General features: G+C 46.1%; 20 protein-coding genes, 1 tRNA gene and 1 other annotated feature (1 of these 22 running past the window's edge). All 21 genes read right to left on the bottom strand.

What is annotated here, in order from left to right:
* Nucleotides 1-52: a sequence feature (ribosomal protein L21 leader region), on the bottom strand (it extends 15 nt beyond the left edge of the window).
* 23 nt (nucleotides 53-75) lie between these two features.
* The 21 genes from PEPTYR26121_RS02825 to PEPTYR26121_RS02925 all read right to left on the bottom strand — a co-directional run bounded on the left by PEPTYR26121_RS02825 (nucleotide 76) and on the right by PEPTYR26121_RS02925 (nucleotide 18988).
* Entirely contained in the window at nucleotides 76-1257 is a 1182-nt protein-coding gene (locus PEPTYR26121_RS02825) for a ribonuclease E/G (RefSeq protein WP_180499002.1), read from the bottom strand.
* Nucleotides 1241-1924 carry a TIGR03936 family radical SAM-associated protein gene (locus PEPTYR26121_RS02830; RefSeq protein WP_180499004.1) on the bottom strand — a complete coding sequence of 228 codons (684 nt, stop codon included), beginning with the start codon at nucleotides 1922-1924 and terminating at the stop codon, nucleotides 1241-1243. The genes PEPTYR26121_RS02825 and PEPTYR26121_RS02830 overlap by 17 nt, the downstream gene beginning before the upstream one ends.
* Nucleotides 1902-3755: a TIGR03960 family B12-binding radical SAM protein gene (locus PEPTYR26121_RS02835; RefSeq protein ID WP_180499006.1), complete on the bottom strand. Its 1854-nt coding sequence runs from the start codon at nucleotides 3753-3755 to the stop codon at nucleotides 1902-1904. Before PEPTYR26121_RS02835 ends, PEPTYR26121_RS02830 begins: the two co-directional genes overlap by 23 nt.
* Before the next feature lie 21 nt (nucleotides 3756-3776).
* Complete coding sequence (locus PEPTYR26121_RS02840) at nucleotides 3777-4412, bottom strand: CpaE/TadZ family protein (RefSeq protein ID WP_180499009.1); 636 nt, start codon at nucleotides 4410-4412, stop codon at nucleotides 3777-3779.
* Nucleotides 4413-4414: 2 nt separating this feature from the next.
* On the bottom strand, nucleotides 4415-7639 hold the full coding sequence (locus PEPTYR26121_RS02845) for a penicillin-binding transpeptidase domain-containing protein (protein ID WP_180499011.1): 3225 nt from the start codon (nucleotides 7637-7639) through the stop codon (nucleotides 4415-4417).
* Nucleotides 7632-8126, bottom strand: coding sequence for a hypothetical protein (locus PEPTYR26121_RS02850; RefSeq protein WP_180499013.1), 495 nt, complete (start codon nucleotides 8124-8126; stop codon nucleotides 7632-7634). Before PEPTYR26121_RS02850 ends, PEPTYR26121_RS02845 begins: the two co-directional genes overlap by 8 nt.
* Complete coding sequence (mreC, locus tag PEPTYR26121_RS02855; RefSeq protein ID WP_180499015.1) at nucleotides 8123-8962, bottom strand: rod shape-determining protein MreC; 840 nt, start codon at nucleotides 8960-8962, stop codon at nucleotides 8123-8125. The genes PEPTYR26121_RS02850 and mreC overlap by 4 nt, the downstream gene beginning before the upstream one ends.
* Nucleotides 8963-8965: 3 nt before the next feature.
* The gene (gene radC, locus PEPTYR26121_RS02860; protein WP_180499017.1) at nucleotides 8966-9682 is read right to left on the bottom strand and encodes a RadC family protein; all 717 of its coding nucleotides are present in this window, start codon (nucleotides 9680-9682) and stop codon (nucleotides 8966-8968) included.
* Nucleotides 9672-10226, bottom strand: a complete 555-nt coding sequence (locus PEPTYR26121_RS02865; protein WP_180499019.1) for a Maf family protein — start codon at nucleotides 10224-10226, stop codon at nucleotides 9672-9674. Before PEPTYR26121_RS02865 ends, radC begins: the two co-directional genes overlap by 11 nt.
* Nucleotides 10223-10726 (bottom strand): Gx transporter family protein, encoded by a 504-nt coding sequence (locus PEPTYR26121_RS02870; RefSeq protein WP_180499021.1) that lies wholly within the window; start codon nucleotides 10724-10726, stop codon nucleotides 10223-10225. The genes PEPTYR26121_RS02865 and PEPTYR26121_RS02870 overlap by 4 nt, the downstream gene beginning before the upstream one ends.
* A 9-nt stretch (nucleotides 10727-10735) precedes the next feature.
* Nucleotides 10736-11113 (bottom strand): NusG domain II-containing protein, encoded by a 378-nt coding sequence (locus PEPTYR26121_RS02875; protein WP_180499023.1) that lies wholly within the window; start codon nucleotides 11111-11113, stop codon nucleotides 10736-10738.
* 94 nt (nucleotides 11114-11207) lie between these two features.
* Complete coding sequence (locus tag PEPTYR26121_RS02880; protein ID WP_218956310.1) at nucleotides 11208-12140, bottom strand: RnfABCDGE type electron transport complex subunit B; 933 nt, start codon at nucleotides 12138-12140, stop codon at nucleotides 11208-11210.
* A gap of 12 nt (nucleotides 12141-12152) precedes the next feature.
* Nucleotides 12153-12728: an electron transport complex subunit RsxA gene (gene rsxA, locus PEPTYR26121_RS02885; RefSeq protein ID WP_180499025.1), complete on the bottom strand. Its 576-nt coding sequence runs from the start codon at nucleotides 12726-12728 to the stop codon at nucleotides 12153-12155.
* 10 nt (nucleotides 12729-12738) lie between these two features.
* Nucleotides 12739-13332, bottom strand: coding sequence for an electron transport complex subunit RsxE (gene rsxE, locus PEPTYR26121_RS02890; protein WP_180499027.1), 594 nt, complete (start codon nucleotides 13330-13332; stop codon nucleotides 12739-12741).
* 10 nt (nucleotides 13333-13342) lie between these two features.
* The gene (locus PEPTYR26121_RS02895) at nucleotides 13343-13924 is read right to left on the bottom strand and encodes an RnfABCDGE type electron transport complex subunit G (RefSeq protein WP_180499029.1); all 582 of its coding nucleotides are present in this window, start codon (nucleotides 13922-13924) and stop codon (nucleotides 13343-13345) included.
* The gene (locus PEPTYR26121_RS02900; protein WP_180499031.1) at nucleotides 13925-14896 is read right to left on the bottom strand and encodes an RnfABCDGE type electron transport complex subunit D; all 972 of its coding nucleotides are present in this window, start codon (nucleotides 14894-14896) and stop codon (nucleotides 13925-13927) included.
* A 12-nt stretch (nucleotides 14897-14908) separates the two neighbouring features.
* Nucleotides 14909-16234, bottom strand: a complete 1326-nt coding sequence (rsxC, locus tag PEPTYR26121_RS02905; RefSeq protein WP_180499033.1) for an electron transport complex subunit RsxC — start codon at nucleotides 16232-16234, stop codon at nucleotides 14909-14911.
* Between the two features lie 277 nt (nucleotides 16235-16511).
* Complete coding sequence (locus PEPTYR26121_RS02910) at nucleotides 16512-16715, bottom strand: acyl-CoA carboxylase biotin carboxyl carrier protein subunit (RefSeq protein ID WP_180499035.1); 204 nt, start codon at nucleotides 16713-16715, stop codon at nucleotides 16512-16514.
* Nucleotides 16712-17956 (bottom strand): carboxyl transferase domain-containing protein, encoded by a 1245-nt coding sequence (locus tag PEPTYR26121_RS02915; RefSeq protein WP_180499037.1) that lies wholly within the window; start codon nucleotides 17954-17956, stop codon nucleotides 16712-16714. The genes PEPTYR26121_RS02910 and PEPTYR26121_RS02915 overlap by 4 nt, the downstream gene beginning before the upstream one ends.
* A 77-nt stretch (nucleotides 17957-18033) precedes the next feature.
* Nucleotides 18034-18120 (bottom strand) — tRNA-Leu (locus PEPTYR26121_RS02920).
* Between the two features lie 97 nt (nucleotides 18121-18217).
* Complete coding sequence (locus PEPTYR26121_RS02925; RefSeq protein WP_246285880.1) at nucleotides 18218-18988, bottom strand: ADP-ribosylglycohydrolase family protein; 771 nt, start codon at nucleotides 18986-18988, stop codon at nucleotides 18218-18220.
* Nucleotides 18989-19075: the final 87 nt, after the last annotated feature.

A 19075-nucleotide genomic window follows, 5' to 3' on the forward strand; every position in this document is an offset into this window, starting at 1 on the left:
CGCCCCAATAGGTGATGAACTTAAAACCCATTAAGTGCGGTTACATTCAAGTATAATATCACAGCTCGTATAAAATTACAAACTATTATCTCTTTTTATTTTTTCCTTTATTGCCTCTTGATGACGGCGTTCGGCAAGTTCATATTGCTCTTGAAAACTTAGATCCCTTCTCTGACGGGCGATTTCAAATAAACCCATGGCGGTGAAGCCGAATACCGTCGTAATGACCACATCGTCTTTTAATCCGTCTTCGATCAGAGAGGTAATCTCTTTACGTTCGTCCTCCTTCATACCATGTAGGAAGTCCACGACGATCATGCCGCTTAAGTTTCGAAGTTTTATATGTTTTACGAGCATTTCCGCCGCTTCCAGATTCAATTGATGACGCATTCTGCTGAAGGATCCTTCTTTTTTTACCGATCCGCTGTTGACGTCGATGATCTGGCACGCTTCCGCCACATTAAATACAATATTTCCGCCGCTCGGCAAGGCTACCGTTCTCGAAAAAATAGAATTAAACTTGCTTCGCCATTTGGCCATGGAGCGAATGCTGAAAGAAGGATCTACGATAATGTCTCGTTCTTCCCCTATACGCTCTTTAAATCGCTTATCGTTAATCACTACCGGAAGATCTCCATGCTTTGAAAGAATATCCAAGCCGTTATCTTGAGTTCGGAGAAGTTTCGTAGGCGGCAAAAACTGTCGACTCTTTTCGATAGAGTCGTAGAGATCGTAAAGATATAAAAATTCCCGATCCAAATGGTTTCTGTCGCAAGTGGCGGCTTCCGTTCGGATAATCATCCCCTTATCCCACGGAAGAGACTTGGCCCATTCTCTTAGAGACGCGCGAATGGATTCGTCGTCGATTTTCTTCGACAGGCGCACGCCTTTGCTTTCCGGAAGGAGTACTAAGTATTCCCCTCTTAAGGAATAGTCCAGGCTCAATACCGCCCGTTTTTCCCGAAGAGGCATTTTCTTAACTTCGACGATCACCGTGTCGCCGCCTTTGATTTTATCGCGATACTCCTTAGGATAGACATTTTTCATGGGCAAGTAGCCCGTATCTTTATGTCCGAAGTCAACGAAGGCGCAATCCATGGCGGGCAATACATTCTTTACATAGCCTCTGTAAATATTTCCTACATGGGAATCTTTTGAAAGTAAATGGACCGCAGCGATCTCCTCGCCATCTATAAGGCCGATAAGACTCGGCGCTTCGCCGTCGATAAAGAGATACTTATTAGAGTTGTACTTCAAGATCGTCACCATCCCAGCTGCGCAGTCTTCTAATTTGAACGAAATCCACATCCAATCCCGATGTTTCAAACAGGCCCGCGAGCAAGCGGTCGGGTCTAAGATTTCCCTCGCTTCCGGCACGGAGAACGGCGTAAAGCCCGTAGCCTTCCTCTTCATCTTTCCAATTTAATGAGTAGATACCGGGCTTAATATCCTCGTCTACAACGATGCGTTTTCTCCCTTTCTTTTTACGACGCTTTACGAGTATTTCTTCCCGTATCATAGCTTCTTCGATGACATCGTCCAGAACTTTCCGGTCGGGATAAAATTCCTCCGGGAAAAACAATCGATATTCCGTCTTTCTAATACGATCAAATACCGATTTTTTATCGAAGTCCGGGGTCACTTCCATAATCTCGATGCCTTTCGGAAGTTCGCGATTCAAGGCTTCTTTCAATTCTTCATAGGGATAGTCGTCTTCCACCTCGAGATCCATTACTTCAAATTCACTTTCCATCCCCACACTTAAGGGTTGGGCAATCGAAAGTTTTTGATGGGGATTAAAGCCCTCGGACCACAGGACGGGAATCTCCGCCCGTTGAATGGCGCGCGTAAAGACGCGAAGGGTATCCAGATGGGATATGAACTTGATCATGCCCATTTTTTTAAATGCCAGTCTTAGTTCCATTAAAGGTACCCCACATTTCACAATTTTCTATGCCGCAGCGATTACATCCCTTGCGGCAATCTTTCGTCGTTTCGCCCACTCTTGATTTTTCGAATTCTTCCCATAGATACTCTTTTTTCACGCCGATGTCGATAAAATCCCAGGGAAGGACTTCATCGCGGCTTCTTTCGCGGTTTGCGTAGAAATCGCCGTCGATTCCCGCCTCTTCCATGGCCTCGACCCATCGATCGTAGTGGAAAAATTCGCTCCATCCGTCGAAAATCTGCCCTTTTTCATAGGCCTTTAAGATCAACTTACCTACACGGCGATCTCCTCTTGCGAGAATCGCCTCCATACGGGAAACATAGGGTTCGTGGTATTGAAATTTCACTTTCGGGTCCCGTATCACTTCTTTTACACCGCGAATCTTTTCAAAAAATTTGTCGAGGGAATCCTGCCCCACCCATTGAAAGGGCGTAAAGGCCTTCGGGACGAAACAGGATGCCGATGCGGTGACGCGGAAATTACCTTTAATGTCTTCCTTAGGACGATTGAAAAATGCACCCTTTACTTTATAGGCCAGGTCGGCAATGCCTAAGACATCTTCCATGGTTTCCTCCGGCAAGCCGATCATAAAGTAAAGCTTAATGCGACTCCAACCTTCATCGAAGACCGATCGAACCACGCGCATTAAGTCTTCTTCGGTTACATTTTTGTTAATCACATCGCGCATACGCTGACTGCCTGCCTCCGGCGCAAAGGTCAACCCGCTCTTTCGAACCTTCTCAATTTCTCGAAGAACATCGACGATAAAGCTGTCGAGCCGGAGAGACGGAAGACTGATGCCGATATTTTCTTCTTCGTAACGGTCCGTCAGTTTTTCAACGAGGGGCATAAGCTGAGTGTAATCACAGGAAGAAAGGCTCGTGAGAGAAATTTCATCGTATCCAGTATTTTTCAAAATGGCGGAGGCCTTTTCCAGTAAATTATCCACGCTCTTTTCCCGAATGGGCCGGTACATCATCCCCGCCTGGCAGAAGCGACAACCTTGAGTACAGCCTCTGAATAATTCGAGCACCGCCCGGTCGTGTACGGTTTCCAAAAAAGGCACGATTTGCCGATCCAACTGAAACACATCGTCCATATCGTGGATGCGCACTCGCTTAATGATTTCTTTTGCCTCTTCAGCTATGGGACGATGAGAAGCGATGAGACCATCCTCATCGTAAACCACTTCGTAAAGAGAGGGCACATAGACTCCCTCCAATGTGGCGAGCTTTCTCAAGATCTCCCGGCGAGTGAGTCCCTCTGCTCTCCCTTCCTTTAATAGATCCATCACTTTTATGTTAAGGGCCTCTCCTTCGCCGATTAAAAAGCAGTCGATAAAATCGGCTAGGGGTTCCGGCGTCGTAGCGCAGGGCCCTCCCGCTACGATGATGGGATCTTTCTCATCGCGATCTTTTGAAAGAATGGGGACGCCGCCGAGATCGAGCATGTACAGAATATTCGTGTAACTCATTTCGTACTGCAAAGTAAAACCCACGATGTCGAATTCCGAGAGAGGGGTCTTAGTCTCCAAACTGTACAGGGGAATTCCCTCTCTCTTCATTTCTTCCATCATATCGGGCCACGGCGCAAAGACACGCTCACAGGCGTATTCCGTAGCGTTCATGGCGAAGTAAAGGATATGCATCCCCAAGTGACTCATGCCTACTTCGTAAACATCCGGAAAACAGAAAGCAAAACGCAAGGCCGGGTCATCTTTTTGAATGCTGTTTAACTCTCCGCCGATGTAACGGGCGGGCTTTTCAACTTTCTTTAAACATTTTTCCAGTTGACTCGCTTTAATCATCAGATCTCCTTTCTGTATCCTCTAGCCTCTTCGCTTTAAAAACGACCAGAAGCTTTTTTTCTCGTCCATATTATCGTCGCCCTGCAACAAGGTCCGTACGGGATCTTGCCCTTCTCGTATAAGGGTCGCCTCCCCTAAATCTTCATCCCACTCGATGATCTTTTCGTCTTTTATGCGATTCAAAATAAAGGTGATCTCAGGCTGAAGTCCTCGTAATCGAAAGACATACCGCACCCTTTCCATGGCACGAAGAGAACTCGCGGATCCGTCGCCTATAAGGTAGATGTGGTCGCTCAAATTTCCCCACTGTACCAGATCTTCCTCCCGAAAGCGAGAAAGGTCCACGGCGATATTTTCATAGTCAAGGGATTCCAGCGCATTTTTTAATGCATCTTCTTCCGCTTCTTCCAGATCGTGGAAGACGGAACCCTGAATTAAGTCGTAAGCTTCCCCGGAAATAAGGACGTTTTCAATATCTTCCCCTGTTAGGAAATCCCAATAATCGTAAATATGGTCGGGAGATTCCTCGAGCAGCAAATCCTGCATGCGCATACGATTAGAGGCCTCGATTAAAAGGCCGCCTTTTTCTCGGGCGAACCCTCTGGCCAAAGTACTGGTGCCGACGCCTCCGACGACGCTCATAAAAGTTTCAATCATGCTTACTCCGTATCTAATCCCGTTTCCATGGGAAGACTTTCATCTTTTACTTCCTTGTAGTATCCGAAATACTGGGCCATAATCTGTTGCATAATCGGGCCGCAGTTCAGCCCGCTGCCCCCTTGGAACAAGACGATGGATACGGCGATTTCCGGATTATCTGCCGGCGCATAGCCTACTTGCCACGCAAAGGCATCGTAGGTTTCCCCCGTGTAAGGATTGGCTCCGGCGCGCTCGGCACTACCTGTTTTCATGGCGATTTCCACGGGAAAATCTTTAAACAGGCTTTCATTCACGCCGGAAAGAGCCACGAGTTTCATGCCTTTTCGAAGGTCCTTATAATACTCCGGCTTCAGACCCACATCTTCCACCTTCGTATTCTTTTTCGGCTCATCGTGGAGAATCGTCAAGGGATAAAGTTTACCGCCATTGGCGAGGGCCATAACGTATCGACAGACTTCCACCGGCGTATAGGCATTGGAACCCTGTCCGATGACGATGTTCATCGTGTCGGCCATACTCCATTTCGCCTGATCGATATAGGTGTATTTTAATAAATCCGCCAGAGGCACCCGTTGATCTTTTCCGCGAACATCGGGCTCCACATTGAGATCTTTTAAGAAGTTATAAACCTCATCCCGCGTCATTGGTTTTTTAGCATCCAGAGTCGCTACGATCTTTTCGATAATCTCTTTTCGTTCCTTTTCAGAATGAACCGTGGGCATATAGAGCTTTTCATTTTCTTTTAAATGGCGTGCCAAGAGAGCTTTAAGCGTCGTATTTTTCGACTCGGGATCGGGTACGATACCCTTGGTCTCTTTCGGGATTTTAATTTCAAGTCCGGTCGTTTCCGAGAGGCCGAAGCGCTTCGCCATTTGCGCGATATCCTTGGAAGATAGTTGAATGCCGATATCTTTCCCTCCGCGCTGATCTTTTCCAAGCCCAAGGGAATAGAAATAATAGTTGCAGGAATCTCTGAGTGCGTAGGCTAAAGTTTCAGCCCCGTGAACTTGTCTATTTTGATTCCACAGCCAGCAGCCGAAAATCTGCTTACCTACTTCAACATAACCTCCGTCTTGAATGGCCATCTCCGGGTCCAGACCTTTTTCCAGGGCTGCCGATGCCGTTACCACTTTAAAAATACTCCCCGGCTGAATGGCCGATTGAGTGGCGATATTATAGAGGGGACGAGGCGCCAACTGATTATCCTCTTCCTTCGGCTTTAAACTTTCCCAAGCAGAGGGGCTTATGCCCTTGGCAAACATATTCGGGTCATAAGAAGGATAATTGGCCAGGGCCAACACCTCGCCGGTATGGACGTCGGTTACAACTACGGCACCGCTCAGGGCATTTTTAAAGGTGGTGCCTTTGTTGCGGCTCACTAAATAATTGTAATTTCCCCAAGGGGACTGATAGGGCTCTCCCGTGCGAATCTGTTTGAGTACAGTGGCCAAACTTTCCTCTGCCTTTCGCTGTAGTTCAACATCGATGGAAAGCCTTACATCGCCCCCGGCCACCGGCTTGATTTCAGATACCGTATCGGTCGTATTCCCCGAGGAGTCCACGGTAACCGTACGCCTGCCGTCTTTACCCTTTAAGCGTTCCTCGTATACCTGCTCGATCCCCGTCTTTCCGATAAGATCGTTTCGATCATAACCTAATTTTTTTACATAATGCTTTATTTCTTTATCTTGAGCGATGGGCCCTATATATCCCATTACGTGGCTCGCCAAATTCCCCTCGGGATAATAACGAATAGGCTCTACGGAAATATGAATCCCCGCCTTATTACTGAGCACTTCCTCGATCTTCCCTACTGTATCGTCTTGAATTTCGTAGGCGTAATGAATGGGAATATAAGCATAACTTCCTTGGCTAGCAATGGAGTCATAGACATTGACAATACCGAATACCTCATAGGGGCTAAGCTTCGGATCGATTTTATGCCGCTCGATTTGACCCTTCACGATTTCTTCAGATGAAGATGCTCCCTTTAAGCCCGCCCGCTTGGCCAGGTCAATGGCGTTGTTGAGCTGAGTATAGGCTGGTTTTTCGCCGCTTACGGAAATCCCTGTGGCGATGCCTTCCTCGATTAAATAAGATTGTACTTTTTGAGCGACTTCTTCTTCCTTTAAGAAGGCTCCTCTATTCTTTTCGGAAAGAACACAGTCTATAAGTTGTTTCATCGCCGGATTGTTTTTTTCGTCGACGACTGCAAATTTTCCGTCGATCTCTTCGATTCTCAAATTCAGCTTTTTGTTTTTCGCAAATTTAACTGCTTCTTTTAAAACGTCTTCGTCTTTAAGAAGAAAATCCTCGGGCTTTCGCTTTAATAATACGCTTCCTAAATCTTCTGCGGCGGAGGTTGACCAGGTAATATCACTTGAAATAGCCATAAGTTTGGCTTTATCGGCGATATAGCCGTCGTAATAACTGTTTCCGTATGCTCGGAGGGACACCTCGGGAACCTCATCGGCGACAACATCATAGGCCAATTTTCTTCCAATGGGATGATTTAAAATTTCATCTAAATACATGGGTTGATCGATAAGGATAGACTGTAAATCCTCCATGGCCGTCGTCGTTTTGGAAAGTGAGTTCAGTTCCTTAAAGACTCTGCTCTTTTCCTCGTCCTCATAGATGACGCGCCCGCCGACATACGCCATGCCACTGTCTTTGAAAAACTTGCGATTGACAATACGCTTCAGAATCGAATAATCGTAGTGACTCCTATAGGGTTTTTGCCATTTGGCGTGTAAAAACTTGGAGAGATTTTCTTCTTTCAAAAGGGCGTCGATGACCCGGGCCTTCGGGGAATCTCCTCCCTTGTAATCGTTCATGTCTTTAAAAACAAAGCCGTTCAGGACGATGGGGTTTGTCTTCATGTAGTCGGCGCCGTCCTCTTCCAAAAAGCGACTTAAGAGAAGATAGGACCGGTTGCGCTTTTCATTATCAAATTGATCCACTTCATCTTTTCGAATCTGGACCGCAAAAACCGGTCGATTCCCGGCAAGCACTACCCCGTTTCGGTCTCGAATCTTGCCGCGCTGAGCCGTTACCGGGATATCTTTAACCCTTCGCTCATCAGCTAATTTTCTATATTCGCGACCCTCGAAGATTGTAATTCGGAAAAGTTGCAGAAGCAGCGCCAATAGAAGAAAGGCGATGATCGCCGTAAATATTTTATAGCGATCCCATAATTTAGCTCGTTCCCAAAAATTACGCATGGTCATCCCTTCTAATCACACTGTAGTCGTCTTCTAAGTCTAAGGCGAAATGGCCTATAATCCAGGTAAAGAGCGCTGTCGCAAAAGGAATAGCTAAAAACAGATTCCTCTCCATAGGATGCACCCCCCAACCTAAGGTGATGTAGGCTATAAGGATAACAAGCTCCAGTCCGTAACCTAAGATCATAGCCATTAAGCCTAAGGTAAAAGGTGAGGGCTTCGGAAGCAAACGATCTGAATAATGGAGGAGAAGTAAAATAAATCCGTTTAAGATAACAAACGCTCCAATGGCAGGCGATACTAAGCTGTCCATTAAAACAGCGGAATATAGAGCATACACCGGTAACAGCCGATGACCCTTCCGATACAATAAAAGCATGACGACTGCCGGCAAGTAAGCTCTGAAACAAAGAGGAAGATTTTGAAACCATGGAGATACATACAGAACAGGGGATAAAATCGCAACGACATAATATGCTATCTTCATCGCGCACCTGTTAAAACGAATACATTATAGAGTTTATGGAAGTTTATTCCACTTTTCACCTTTACATTTTTTACCATTTTGTCGTCGTCCGTACTGACCTCCGTCACAGATCCAATGTAAAGATCCGGAGCAAAGTGATCGCCTATGCCTGTTGTAAAAAGAGTGTCGCCGACCACGAGATCCGCATAAAGATCAAAAGCGTATCCGTTAAGAGATTTCTTTTGCCCTTTTAAGACGCCGCCGTCGCCTGTGCGAATACTTCTGAAACTGATGGCGCAATCTTCATCGATAATGCTTCGAACCTTCGATTGGAAGGGACTCACTTCCGTAACATAGCCTACAATCCCCTCAATGGAAGCATCGTTCCCCTTACCCATAGCCGATACTACCGTGTCACCGACCTTTACGCCGTCACGAGAACCTTTGTTGATACTGAACCGTGAGAAATACATGCCTGAGGATTTCGCCGTAATACGCGCCTCCACCGGCTTGTCCTTCCGATTGTTGCGTATGGCTTGGGCATTGGAGAGAAATGTAGAGCGATTGACGATATCCTGAAGATTTTTATTCTCTTCTTTTAGTGCAGCCAGTTCTTTCTCCATTTTTTTATTTTCACGGCGCAAAGAGGTAACGTGAACGAGGCTGTCGGCACCCTCCGCCACGTGGCCGAAAGCAACACTTACCGTATTGCTTATGGGGCTGATCGCCGTTAAGACTCCCGTTTCCATGCCTCTTAAAAGGTCGTGCCCGGGCGTGGTAAAGCCCAGGAAAAATAGGACGATAACCGCCGCACCTCTATATATCCATTGTTTTCGTATGGTCTTTAATGGGTTCATTCCCTACAACGCTCCACTCTCTAAAAAACTATAAAAACTGCCGTCTCCGACGATAATATGATCATTGATCTTCACCCCTAAAATATCTCCCGCCTGAGTAAGTCGCTTCGTTAGACGAATGTCCTCGTGAGATGGGGAGGGGTTACCCGCCGGATGATTATGTACGAGAATAATAGAATGGCATTTCTTTGCGATGGCCCCTTGAAAAACATCTCTGGGATGGACCACCGTGTAATCGAGGGTGCCCTTAGAGATGCGCTCTACATAATGGAGCTGTTTTTTTACATTTAGCCCGATTACGTGAAATTCTTCGTGTTGAAGGCCGACAAATTGCGGCGCCATAAAATCATATACCGCTCTCGGCGAAGTGAACATATCGCTCTCCGATGATTTTAAGCGCATACGCCTGGCAAGTTCTACCATACCTACTAGGCGGGCGGCCTTACTTTTGCCGATGCCCTTAATGGACAAAAAGTCTTCATAAGTTCCGGAAAGTAAAGAAGACAGTCCGCTACGACCGGGATTTTGGTCGCTTAAAGTATCGATAATATTTTGCGCCACCTCGATAGCCGTAACGCCATAGGTGCCCGTTCTTAAAAAAAGAGCAAGAAGTTCGCTGTCGCTGAGCTTCTCCGGACCGTAGGTCATAAGCTTTTCTTCAGGAAGCATGGACGTATCGCAGGCTTTCAGGGGTTTGCGTGTTTTTTGTTCATTTACCAATGCTCTCCCCCTTTAAATGTTCGATAACCTTCGTTACGGGCAGGCCGATAACCGTATTCGGATCGCCGTCGATGGTAATCTTGAAGGAATCTACCTCTTGAAAACCGTAGGCTCCCGCTTTGTCTCCGAAAGTATTCTTGTCGAGATAAGTCTTTAACTGCTCCTCGGTGAAATCTTCAAAACTTACGGTGGCCACATCGTAGTCCACATACTTCTCCTTGCCGAGAATGGCATAGCCCGTCAATACATGATGCTCTTTTCCCTTCAGGCTGATGAGCATCCGCTCCGCATCTTGTCGATTCTCGGGCTTACCTAATATTTTATCCCCGAGGACGACGACAGTGTCGCTGGCCAAAATAACGTCCTCTTCCCCGCGCTGAACGCTCATTGCTTTTTGATAACTCAGTTGCATGACGTAGATTTCGGGAGAAGACAGGCGAAGTGTCGATTCATCAAAAGTCGGTGAAGCCGTTTCAAAATCAATTCCCGCATCTTCGAGCAATGCTTTTCTTCGAGGCGAGGTAGATGCCAATATTAATTTCACGATGTAACCCCCATTTGAATTAAGTGTCGACTCACCATAATAGCTGTGAGTCCGACAAAATATCCCGTAAAGAGACCGAGTAAAAGAAGCAAAGGTAAATAGGCCAATAGTCCCATATTATTTACCATAACGATGGCCGTCGCTACCTGTCCCACATTGTGGAAAAATGAACCGATAAAGCTTACGCCGATGAGTGTCGCCGATTTAATATAGCGATAGGCCAAGATCATGGCCACGCAGGAAAGCAAGGATCCGGTGAAACTGTAGAAAAATCCTGTTACGGCTCCCGTCACCAAGAGCAGCATAAAGCTTTTTAATAGAGCGACTGTAAAGCCTTCCTTCGGACCGAATACGACGATAGTAGTTAAAATAATTGTATTTGACAGCCCGAGCCGCGCTCCGGGCATAGCCACAGGCAGTGGTATCATGGTCTCCAGATAACCGACCGCCACGGCAATAGCCAAGAGCAGCCCTAAAAAAATTTGTTTTTTAATCGACATAATAACCTCTTACTTTAACAATACATCCATCTTCGGCGTGTCGTCGCTCTTTACCTCGGCAATAATGCGGTGCGGAAGGCATACGATCATTTCTCCAGGCGTCTTTATAGGCGCCATGCGCAAACATATACCGTCCGGACAATCGGACTCCGTCATAGTGCCGCCTTCTTCACTCAATCGCAATACATTAGTCCCTCCATGGGCATGAAAAACGAAATCTTTCCCATAATTTTCAGGCGTCATGGGGATCCGTTGCGTCTCTTTTCCGTCGATTTGCACACTGATGTAGGTATTATTCGATTCTTTTTTCGGAATCAACTGTCCCGCGGCCAAACCCACCGCCACAAGGACGACGATAAGGCCGATCAACACATCTGTACGATTCATAGCTCCCCCTTTTTCAACCATATATTATATCATAGATAAATTGATCCCATGAAAAAGGAACGGTGTCAAACACCGTTCCTTTTTATTTAAAATACTATTTCAATTCATCACTATCGGCAGCGACGATCTTTTCTTTTTCGCCTTTGGCTTCAGCTGCTTCGGCCTTTTTAGCTTGAGCCGCTTCCGCTTTCTTTTGGCGATCTTTTTCTTTCATTTTTTCAACGCGCTCCGGATATTCCGTGTAAATTGCTCCGGTGGGGCACTTGGAAGCACAGATACCGCAGTTGATGCATTTTTCGTAATCGATCTTTGCAAGATTGTCGTTTACATGAATTGCATCTTTCGGGCAGTTGCGTTCACAGAGACCGCAGGCGATACAACCGATGCTGCAGTTGGTACGAACAACTTTACCCGCATCGTGTGTAGAGCACTTAACTTCCGTCTTTTGCTTGTAGGGCATTAAGCCGATAATATGTTTCGGACAGATTTCGATACATTTCTTACAAGCCACGCATTTTTCCTTGTCCACAAAGGCGATACCGTTGCGAACGTGGATCGCGTCGAATTCACAGACGCTGACACAGGTTCCGCCGCCGAGACAACCGGAGGAGCAACCTTTGGAACCGTGAGCGTAATCGCCGATTAAGCGACAGTCTACGAGACCATTGTATTCGTATTTGTCTTTCGAATGATCGCAGTCACCTTGGCAACGAACCACGGCCACTTCTTTTTCCATACCCTCAGCCGATTGGCCCATGATTTCGCCTACTGCTTCGGCCGTTTCTTGACCTCCGATGGCACATCCGTTTACCGGAGCGTCTCCTGCGACGATGGCATTGGCCATCCCTTCACAACCCGGAAAACCGCAGGCACCGCAGTTGGCGCCGGGAAGGGCATCGAGTACTTGAACAACTCTCGGATCCATTTCAACATGGAAGACTTTACTGGCAAAGGCCAAAAGAGTACCGAGCAGCAAACCCATGACTCCGAGGATAATAACAGCATACATTACGTTTTGTACATCCACGACAAACGCCTCCTAAACTAATCCTTGGAATCCCATAAACGCAATGGCCATTAATCCGGCACTGATGAGCGCGATGGGAACACCTTGTAGCGGCTTCGGAATGGGCATAATTTCCATACGTTCACGTAAGGCACTGAGTAATAGCAGCGCTAAAGTAAAACCGATGGAAGCACCTAAACCGCTGATAATCGTTTCAAAGAGGTTGAATTCACTTTGAATGTTTAAAACGGTAACACCGAGTACCATACAGTTTGTCGTAATCAAAGGCAAGAAAACGCCCATTGCGGAATAGAGGGAAGGAGATGATTTTTTAATAAACATCTCTACAAACTGAACGAGGGATGCGATAACCAAAATAAACACGATCGTTTGTAAGTAACCAAGTCCGAAAACATCTAATACGAAGCGTTGAAGTAACCAGGTAACGGCCGAAGCGATGACGACGACGAACGTAACGGCGACGCCCATGCCAGTAGCAGTTTCAGTTTTAGAGGAAACACCTAAAAAGGGGCAGATCCCTAAGAACTTCGCGAAGATGTAGTTGTTAACTAATATTGTCGATAAAAGAATTGTAATAATCGTTGACATGCTCTACCCCCTACGCTCTTTTAGCCATAATCGCACGATAAGCTGCAATCAATAAGCCTAAAAGGATGAACGCACCGGCGGGCGATGTTAAGATGCCGATACCGGGATAGGCTTCGGGGAAGATTTGCTTGTCGAGCAAAGTGCCGTGACCGAATAATTCTCTGATAACGGCCATGGCCAACAAGGCGAGAGTATAACCGATACCGGTGCCGAGACCGTCGACAATAGACGGGATCAGCTTATTTTGATAAGCGAAACCTTCCGCTTCCCCTAAGATGGCGCAGTTAACTACAATCAAAGGAAGAAAGATGCCTAAGGCATTGTAGATTGCGGGATTATAGGCGTGTAATACCATTTGCACTAATGTAACGAATGTTGCGATAACGACGATAAACGCCGGAATACGAACATTGTTCGGAATAACGTTTCTTAATAAACTGACGACTGCGTTGGAGCCGATCAATACGAAGGTAACGGCGACACCCATGGCGATAGCCGATGTAACCGATGTACTAACTGCAAGAACGGAACACAAGCCGATCATTTGCACTAAAATCGGATTGTTTTTAAAAATACTGTCTGAAAAAACTTTTCCTAAACCCATGACTTACCTCCTACTCTGCACTGATTTCTTCATAGGCGGGAAGAATGGAATTGACACCTTTAAGGACGGCGGTAGAAGATACGGTCGCACCTGTAATTAAGGGAATCTCATCTTCTGCGGAAGGCTCTTTATTGCCCTTAACTTCGCCGTTTTTAAAGGTCTTACCTTCAAACCCTTTGAAATAAGTGGGTTCTGTAATTTGAGTACCGATACCGGGGGTTTCACCGTTTTGAATGTTTCTGAAACCGGCGATGGTTCCGTCGTTTAACAAGCCGATGGCATTGGTCATTTCGCCGCCATAACCGCTCGCTTTGTGGTTCACGCCGTAACCGACGATTTCATCACCTTTTTTAGCAACAAAAACATCTTGAATGTCCCCGTATTTTTCAACGAGAGCTGCCTTTTTAGCTTCGTCAATAGGTTCAAAGGTGTCAGCCTTGTCGCCATAGATTTCTTGATAAGCTTCAACAGATTTCTCAAATTCAGCTTGAGCGATAACATCAACAGTCATACCGTTGACAACAGCAAGTGCTCCTGCAGCCACTGCTGAAATGACTAAGAGGATGAAGCCGGTTTTAAAATAATTTGCCATTTACTTTGCCTCCCCATATGCTTCCGTTTTGGTGAAACGTTCGATCAACGGGCTGGCTACGTTCATAAGAAGAATGGAGTAAGAAACACCTTCCGCCATATTACCTTTGGTACGGATGAGGGCTGTAATTAATCCGCATCCGATAGCGAAAATAATCTTGCCCTTTGCACCTTGAGGCGTGGAACTGTAGTCTGTCGCCATAAATAAGGCACCTAGCATTAAACCGCCGCCTAAGACTTCATAGGGAATAAGATCCATGTTGATGCCGAAGACGAGTAAGAAGACGACCGTCGTAAGAATGTAGATGACGGGGATCTTCCAGTCGATAACTTTACGAATCAATAAGTAGCAAGCACCGATTAATAATAACAGCGCCGAAGTTTCTCCGATAACGCCACCGATATTTCCTAAGAACATATCTTGTAGCGGCGGTAATGACGCCAGATTTTCACCGGATTTGATAATCGTTAGGGGCGTAGCGGCCGAAGCGGCGTCGACGCCCGGAACGGTGTAGGTCGCCATAATTTGGGGCCAGGAAAGCATGGCCATGGCACGGCCTGCAAGGGCCGGGTTTACGAAGTTGCCGCCGATACCGCCGAAAGCTTCTTTAACGATGATGATCGCAAAGACCGCCGAAAGCGCAGGCACGTACCAGGGTACGCCGGCCGGCATGTTCATGGCGAGCAATAGACCGGTTACTACCGACGACAAGTCGCCGATTTGGCTTTCTTTTCCGGCCAGTTTTTGGTAGATAAATTCACTGCCTACACAGCAGACCACACTGATTAAATAAATAATAAGTGCATTCATTCCGAAGAAATACACACTGGCAATAACCGCCGGTGCCAAAGCGATGATGACATCGCGCATAATCTTCGTTACAGATTCATTAGAACGAATATGAGGCGCTAATTGTACGAAGCGTCCATCTCCTTGTAAACTAGGAGATTTGGTTGTAACCTTGTTATCCATCTTGACCTCCTACTATTTACGAGCATTGGCGCGAACTTCGCGTTTAGCGAGTTTCGTAGATTCGCTTAAGTAACGTTTTGCCGGGCAAACGAAGGAACAGATACCGCATTCCATACATTGGTCGGCGTGATACTCTTGACAGAGATCGATTCGATTGCGAAGAATCGAAGCATTGATCCGCGTCGGATTAATATTTGCCGGACAATGATCTACACAGCGACCGCATTGAATACAGGGGCCTTCTTTTGCATCGTCGATTTCTGCATCGGTAAAAGCTAAAATACCGGAAGAAGTCTTTGTAATGGGCGAGTTAAAATCGAAGATGGATTTACCCGTCATCGGTCCGCCGCAAATAAATTCAACTACATTGTCTTTGACTCCGCAGTAATCGAGAATGTCTTGAACCGGTGTACCTACGCGAACGAGTAAGTTCTTCGGCTTTTCAATGCCGGATCCGGAAACCGTTAAAATTCGCTCGATAGAGGGCATGCCCTTACGAATTAAATCGTAAAAAGCTTTCGACGTTTGAACATTGGTCAAAAAGACTCCTACGTCGTTGGTAACGCCGTTTTGAGGAACGATACGTCCGCAAACAGCTTCCGATTGACGCTTGGAATCCCCTTGAGGATATTTCGTCTGCATCGTAGCGACTTTCAGGGTCGGATACTTAGTAGCGACCATTTCGTTGGCTTTTTCGATGGCATCGGGTTTGTTTTCTTCGATAGCCAAATAAGCCTCGTCAGTCTTATAAAGATCTTGGAATAATTTGAGAGAATCAAATAATTCGTCGGCCTGTTCGAGCATTAGACGGTGGTCACATGTTAAGAACGGTTCACATTCCGCACCGTTTAAAATCACCACATCCAGTGCCGGGTCATCACTTTTCAGCTTCGCGTGCAGCGGGAAGCCGGCACCCCCCATACCGACAATGCCTGCGTCCTTAACTAAGGCCACGAGCTCATCGATCGTTAAGTCTTCGTAATTTTCGATCGGTTTAATGGAAGGATCCAATTCATCTTTTCCATCATTTTCGATAACGACCATATCCGTATACATGCCGTTTGCAGCATATCCCTTTTCAATGGATACGACTTCACCCGATACACTGCTATGTACGGCCGCAGAAATAAACGCGCCGGAATTTCCGACGATTTGCCCTCTCAATACGTGATCCCCTACCGATACAGTAGGTTGACACGGAGCACCGATGTGTTGGCTCATAGGAATACGAACCACTTTCGGTGAAGGCATTACTTCAATAGCGACTCCTTCTGACAGCTCTTTATGTTCATCAAAATGAACACCGCCGACAGAAAAAGTGAGATTCGTCTTTGCCATTCTTTCACCCCTTGCATTTTTAAAAAACGAATCGCCGTGCAAGCGTTTTGCCTGCAACGAGAAGAAAGGAACCTGCTGGTTCCCCTCTCCTTGGCTTTTCAGCTTTCATCTTTATTTATCTTATCAAAAGCAGTATTAAAAATCTAGTATTTAGAAAAAATGTAAGAAAGAAATGGTTAGGGTTTTAAAAATTTGTTCTGTTTATACATAATAAAATAACACGGCTATTCCCGAGCCTTTGGGGAAGTAACCGTGTTACCGCTATTATCTAAACAAATCAATCTTCAATTATAAATAACTTTTTCCCTCTTAATACAAACTCGTCTTCCTCCACGAAATAGAAGATCTTTCCATTACTTTTTGCATAGAGCGGAATATTCATTTTCATGCTTTCAATAATTAAAACTGCACGTCCTTCTTCGACCCACTCGCCGTCTCTGAATTTTATTTCTTCAATACGGCCCGGCAATGAAGCGTTCATACTAACTTCCTCCTTACATAGCTCCGTAGATCCGAAGGATAAATAATGTCGTCGACGATGCCCCTTTCCTTTGCTGCAAAAGAAGAAATGGACGCATCTCCAATATTCGTTCTCCTTACCTTTAAGATTTCAGATTCTAAAGAAGGCGCCATCACGCCGATCAGAGACTCGGGAAAGGCAGCATAAGCCTTGCCTCCCATAGCGGGAGAACCCATTGCCATATAGGATCCGCCAAGTACCTTCCCCACGGCCACCGTTATTTTCGGGACGCAATGGTTCATGTATGCTCTTAACAATTCGCCTCCGGAAAGGAGAACACCCTCCCGCTCCGATTCAGTACCCGGCAAAAATCCCGGCGTATCCACGAGGCTCACGACGGGAATATGAAATCTTTCACACAAAGTATAGAACGACGCCATTTTCTTAGCGCTTTCGAAATCAATGACGCCTCCGGCAAACTCCGGATTATTGGCGACAATGGCTACTCGATGCCCGGCCACATAAGCAAAAGACGTTATAACATTAGGCGCCCACAATTTCCAGAGCTCGATGGAGGAATTCCCGTCGATAAAGCTATCGATAATCTCCGCCATGGAGAAGGGTCTTTTATCCGGCGGATTTTTTATAGGAGCTTCAGAGAATCGTCGGTCTCTCTTGAGATAAGTCAAAAGTTCTTTTGCCGCTTCCCCCATTTCACTTTCCGAATTCGCCAAAATATGGCATCCGCCTAAGGTGGCAAAATGTACACTGTCCCCTAATTCTTTTAAACTCGCTTTTTCAAAAATAGACGCTTCTACAATTCTAGGCCCCGTCAAGCAAAAATAAGACGCGTCCTTCACCGCCAGAGTAAGGTCCGCTAAAGAGGATAGATAGGCACTTGCCCCGATGCACGTTCCGTAAGATAGGTACAAATGAGGAACGGTCAGATCCTTACACGCCCTAAAGACTTTTGCGGCTGCCAACAATGATCCTTTTCCGTCTAATAGATCAGCTCCCGCTGACGCCACGAGGCCTATAAGGGGAACTTCCGCTTTCCGGGCAATTTGAAAGCCTTTAAGAAGGGCTTTCCCTTCAAAGATTCCAAGAGCGCCTCCATGTCGACTTTCATCAAAGCCGTAGAGGACGACGGGGATGCCTCGAATTCTCGCCGCCGCCAAACTTACAGCCGAAGGAGCGCAGGGAATCATTTCCAAACTGTGTTTATCGGCCAAATCTGCCATACGTTTTATAACACGATTCATACTATCACCTATTGGAGCTATACCCTTTCACGTAAATTCAGATACAAAAAAACCGCACCTTTCGGCGCGGCTCATTTTGGTGCGGGAAAAGGGACTTGAACCCCCACGTGACGAATCACACAAGATCCTGAATCTTGCCTGTCTGCCAATTCCAGCATTCCCGCAAATCAGTACCCAATAATTATAGCACAGAGAATTTTTCATGTAAATATGATGAGTGAAGGGGATTTAAAAAAACGCGGAATTTTTTCCGCGCTTCTTTTATTTGTTCAAAATCAAATCGATACAATCTTTGTTTTTTAATGTAGCGATCCACTCTTTCGGTATGGCATCGTAACTGTATAGAATTCCCGCCAAACCTCCTGTAACGGCAGCGGTGGTATCTGTATCGCCGCCGAGGTTTACTGCCGTTAAGACGGCCTCGCTATAAGAGCTTGTATTAAGCAAACACCAGATCGATGCCTCCAGAGTATGACCTACGAAACCCGAGGATTCGATTTCTTCCATGGGCTTTTTTCGAATCTCTTCTTTCTTGATTTCTTTTCCTTCGATCAAATGTCGCGCCAAGTGAACATATTCTACACAAGCATTCATGGAAAGTTCATGTCCATGGGTTATGGCAGATACTTTCATGATCTCTTCATCGGTCACATCAAAAAAAGCCAAGGGTAAAATTCGCATCAAGGATCCGTTCCCGTTTGAAAAATAATCTTTTAAGCCCTCTCCACTCTGAAGGGCCATACGGGTCGTCGTACCTACATCAAACGTTTCATCTTCTGCCGTGTACGCGTCCTCGTAAAGCCAGTTGCAAAACTTTTCTCTTATATCTTCGCAGTCCACACGGTCTTTTTCTTTTAGAGAATCTAGTGTCGCAAGGGTCATACTCGTATCGTCGGACCATGTTCCCGGCGCTTTATTCCATGTACCGTAACCTGTCATGGTCTCACATGTAAAACTTCCGCGTTCTTTAAATTCGTAGGGAACGCCCAGAGCATCTCCTACGGCAAGACCGTAAATCGCAGATTTTAACACATTCTCCACCTCTCTTCCATAATAGTATTATAGCTTGTCCATATGAAGTAGAGTATGAAAGTTTTTATATAGCAAAAACCCGCACCT

It is taken from the genome of Aedoeadaptatus nemausensis (assembly GCF_903819165.1).
GTDB lineage: Bacteria > Bacillota > Clostridia > Tissierellales > Peptoniphilaceae > Aedoeadaptatus > Aedoeadaptatus nemausensis.

Coding starts and splice junctions, on each gene's coding strand:
- PEPTYR26121_RS02845 (WP_180499011.1), bottom strand. CDS start 7,639: ATGCGTAATTTTTGGGAACGAGCTAAATTATGGGATCGCTATAAAATA.
- PEPTYR26121_RS02900 (WP_180499031.1), bottom strand. CDS start 14,896: ATGGATAACAAGGTTACAACCAAATCTCCTAGTTTACAAGGAGATGGA.
- rsxE (WP_180499027.1), bottom strand. CDS start 13,332: ATGGGTTTAGGAAAAGTTTTTTCAGACAGTATTTTTAAAAACAATCCG.
- PEPTYR26121_RS02870 (WP_180499021.1), bottom strand. CDS start 10,726: ATGTCGATTAAAAAACAAATTTTTTTAGGGCTGCTCTTGGCTATTGCC.
- PEPTYR26121_RS02835 (WP_180499006.1), bottom strand. CDS start 3,755: ATGATTAAAGCGAGTCAACTGGAAAAATGTTTAAAGAAAGTTGAAAAG.
- mreC (WP_180499015.1), bottom strand. CDS start 8,962: ATGAACCCATTAAAGACCATACGAAAACAATGGATATATAGAGGTGCG.
- PEPTYR26121_RS02840 (WP_180499009.1), bottom strand. CDS start 4,412: ATGATTGAAACTTTTATGAGCGTCGTCGGAGGCGTCGGCACCAGTACT.
- rsxA (WP_180499025.1), bottom strand. CDS start 12,728: ATGTCAACGATTATTACAATTCTTTTATCGACAATATTAGTTAACAAC.
- PEPTYR26121_RS02915 (WP_180499037.1), bottom strand. CDS start 17,956: ATGAATCGTGTTATAAAACGTATGGCAGATTTGGCCGATAAACACAGT.
- PEPTYR26121_RS02875 (WP_180499023.1), bottom strand. CDS start 11,113: ATGAATCGTACAGATGTGTTGATCGGCCTTATCGTCGTCCTTGTGGCG.
- rsxC (WP_180499033.1), bottom strand. CDS start 16,234: ATGGCAAAGACGAATCTCACTTTTTCTGTCGGCGGTGTTCATTTTGAT.
- PEPTYR26121_RS02850 (WP_180499013.1), bottom strand. CDS start 8,126: ATGAAGATAGCATATTATGTCGTTGCGATTTTATCCCCTGTTCTGTAT.
- PEPTYR26121_RS02910 (WP_180499035.1), bottom strand. CDS start 16,715: ATGAACGCTTCATTGCCGGGCCGTATTGAAGAAATAAAATTCAGAGAC.
- PEPTYR26121_RS02895 (WP_180499029.1), bottom strand. CDS start 13,924: ATGGCAAATTATTTTAAAACCGGCTTCATCCTCTTAGTCATTTCAGCA.
- PEPTYR26121_RS02830 (WP_180499004.1), bottom strand. CDS start 1,924: ATGGAACTAAGACTGGCATTTAAAAAAATGGGCATGATCAAGTTCATA.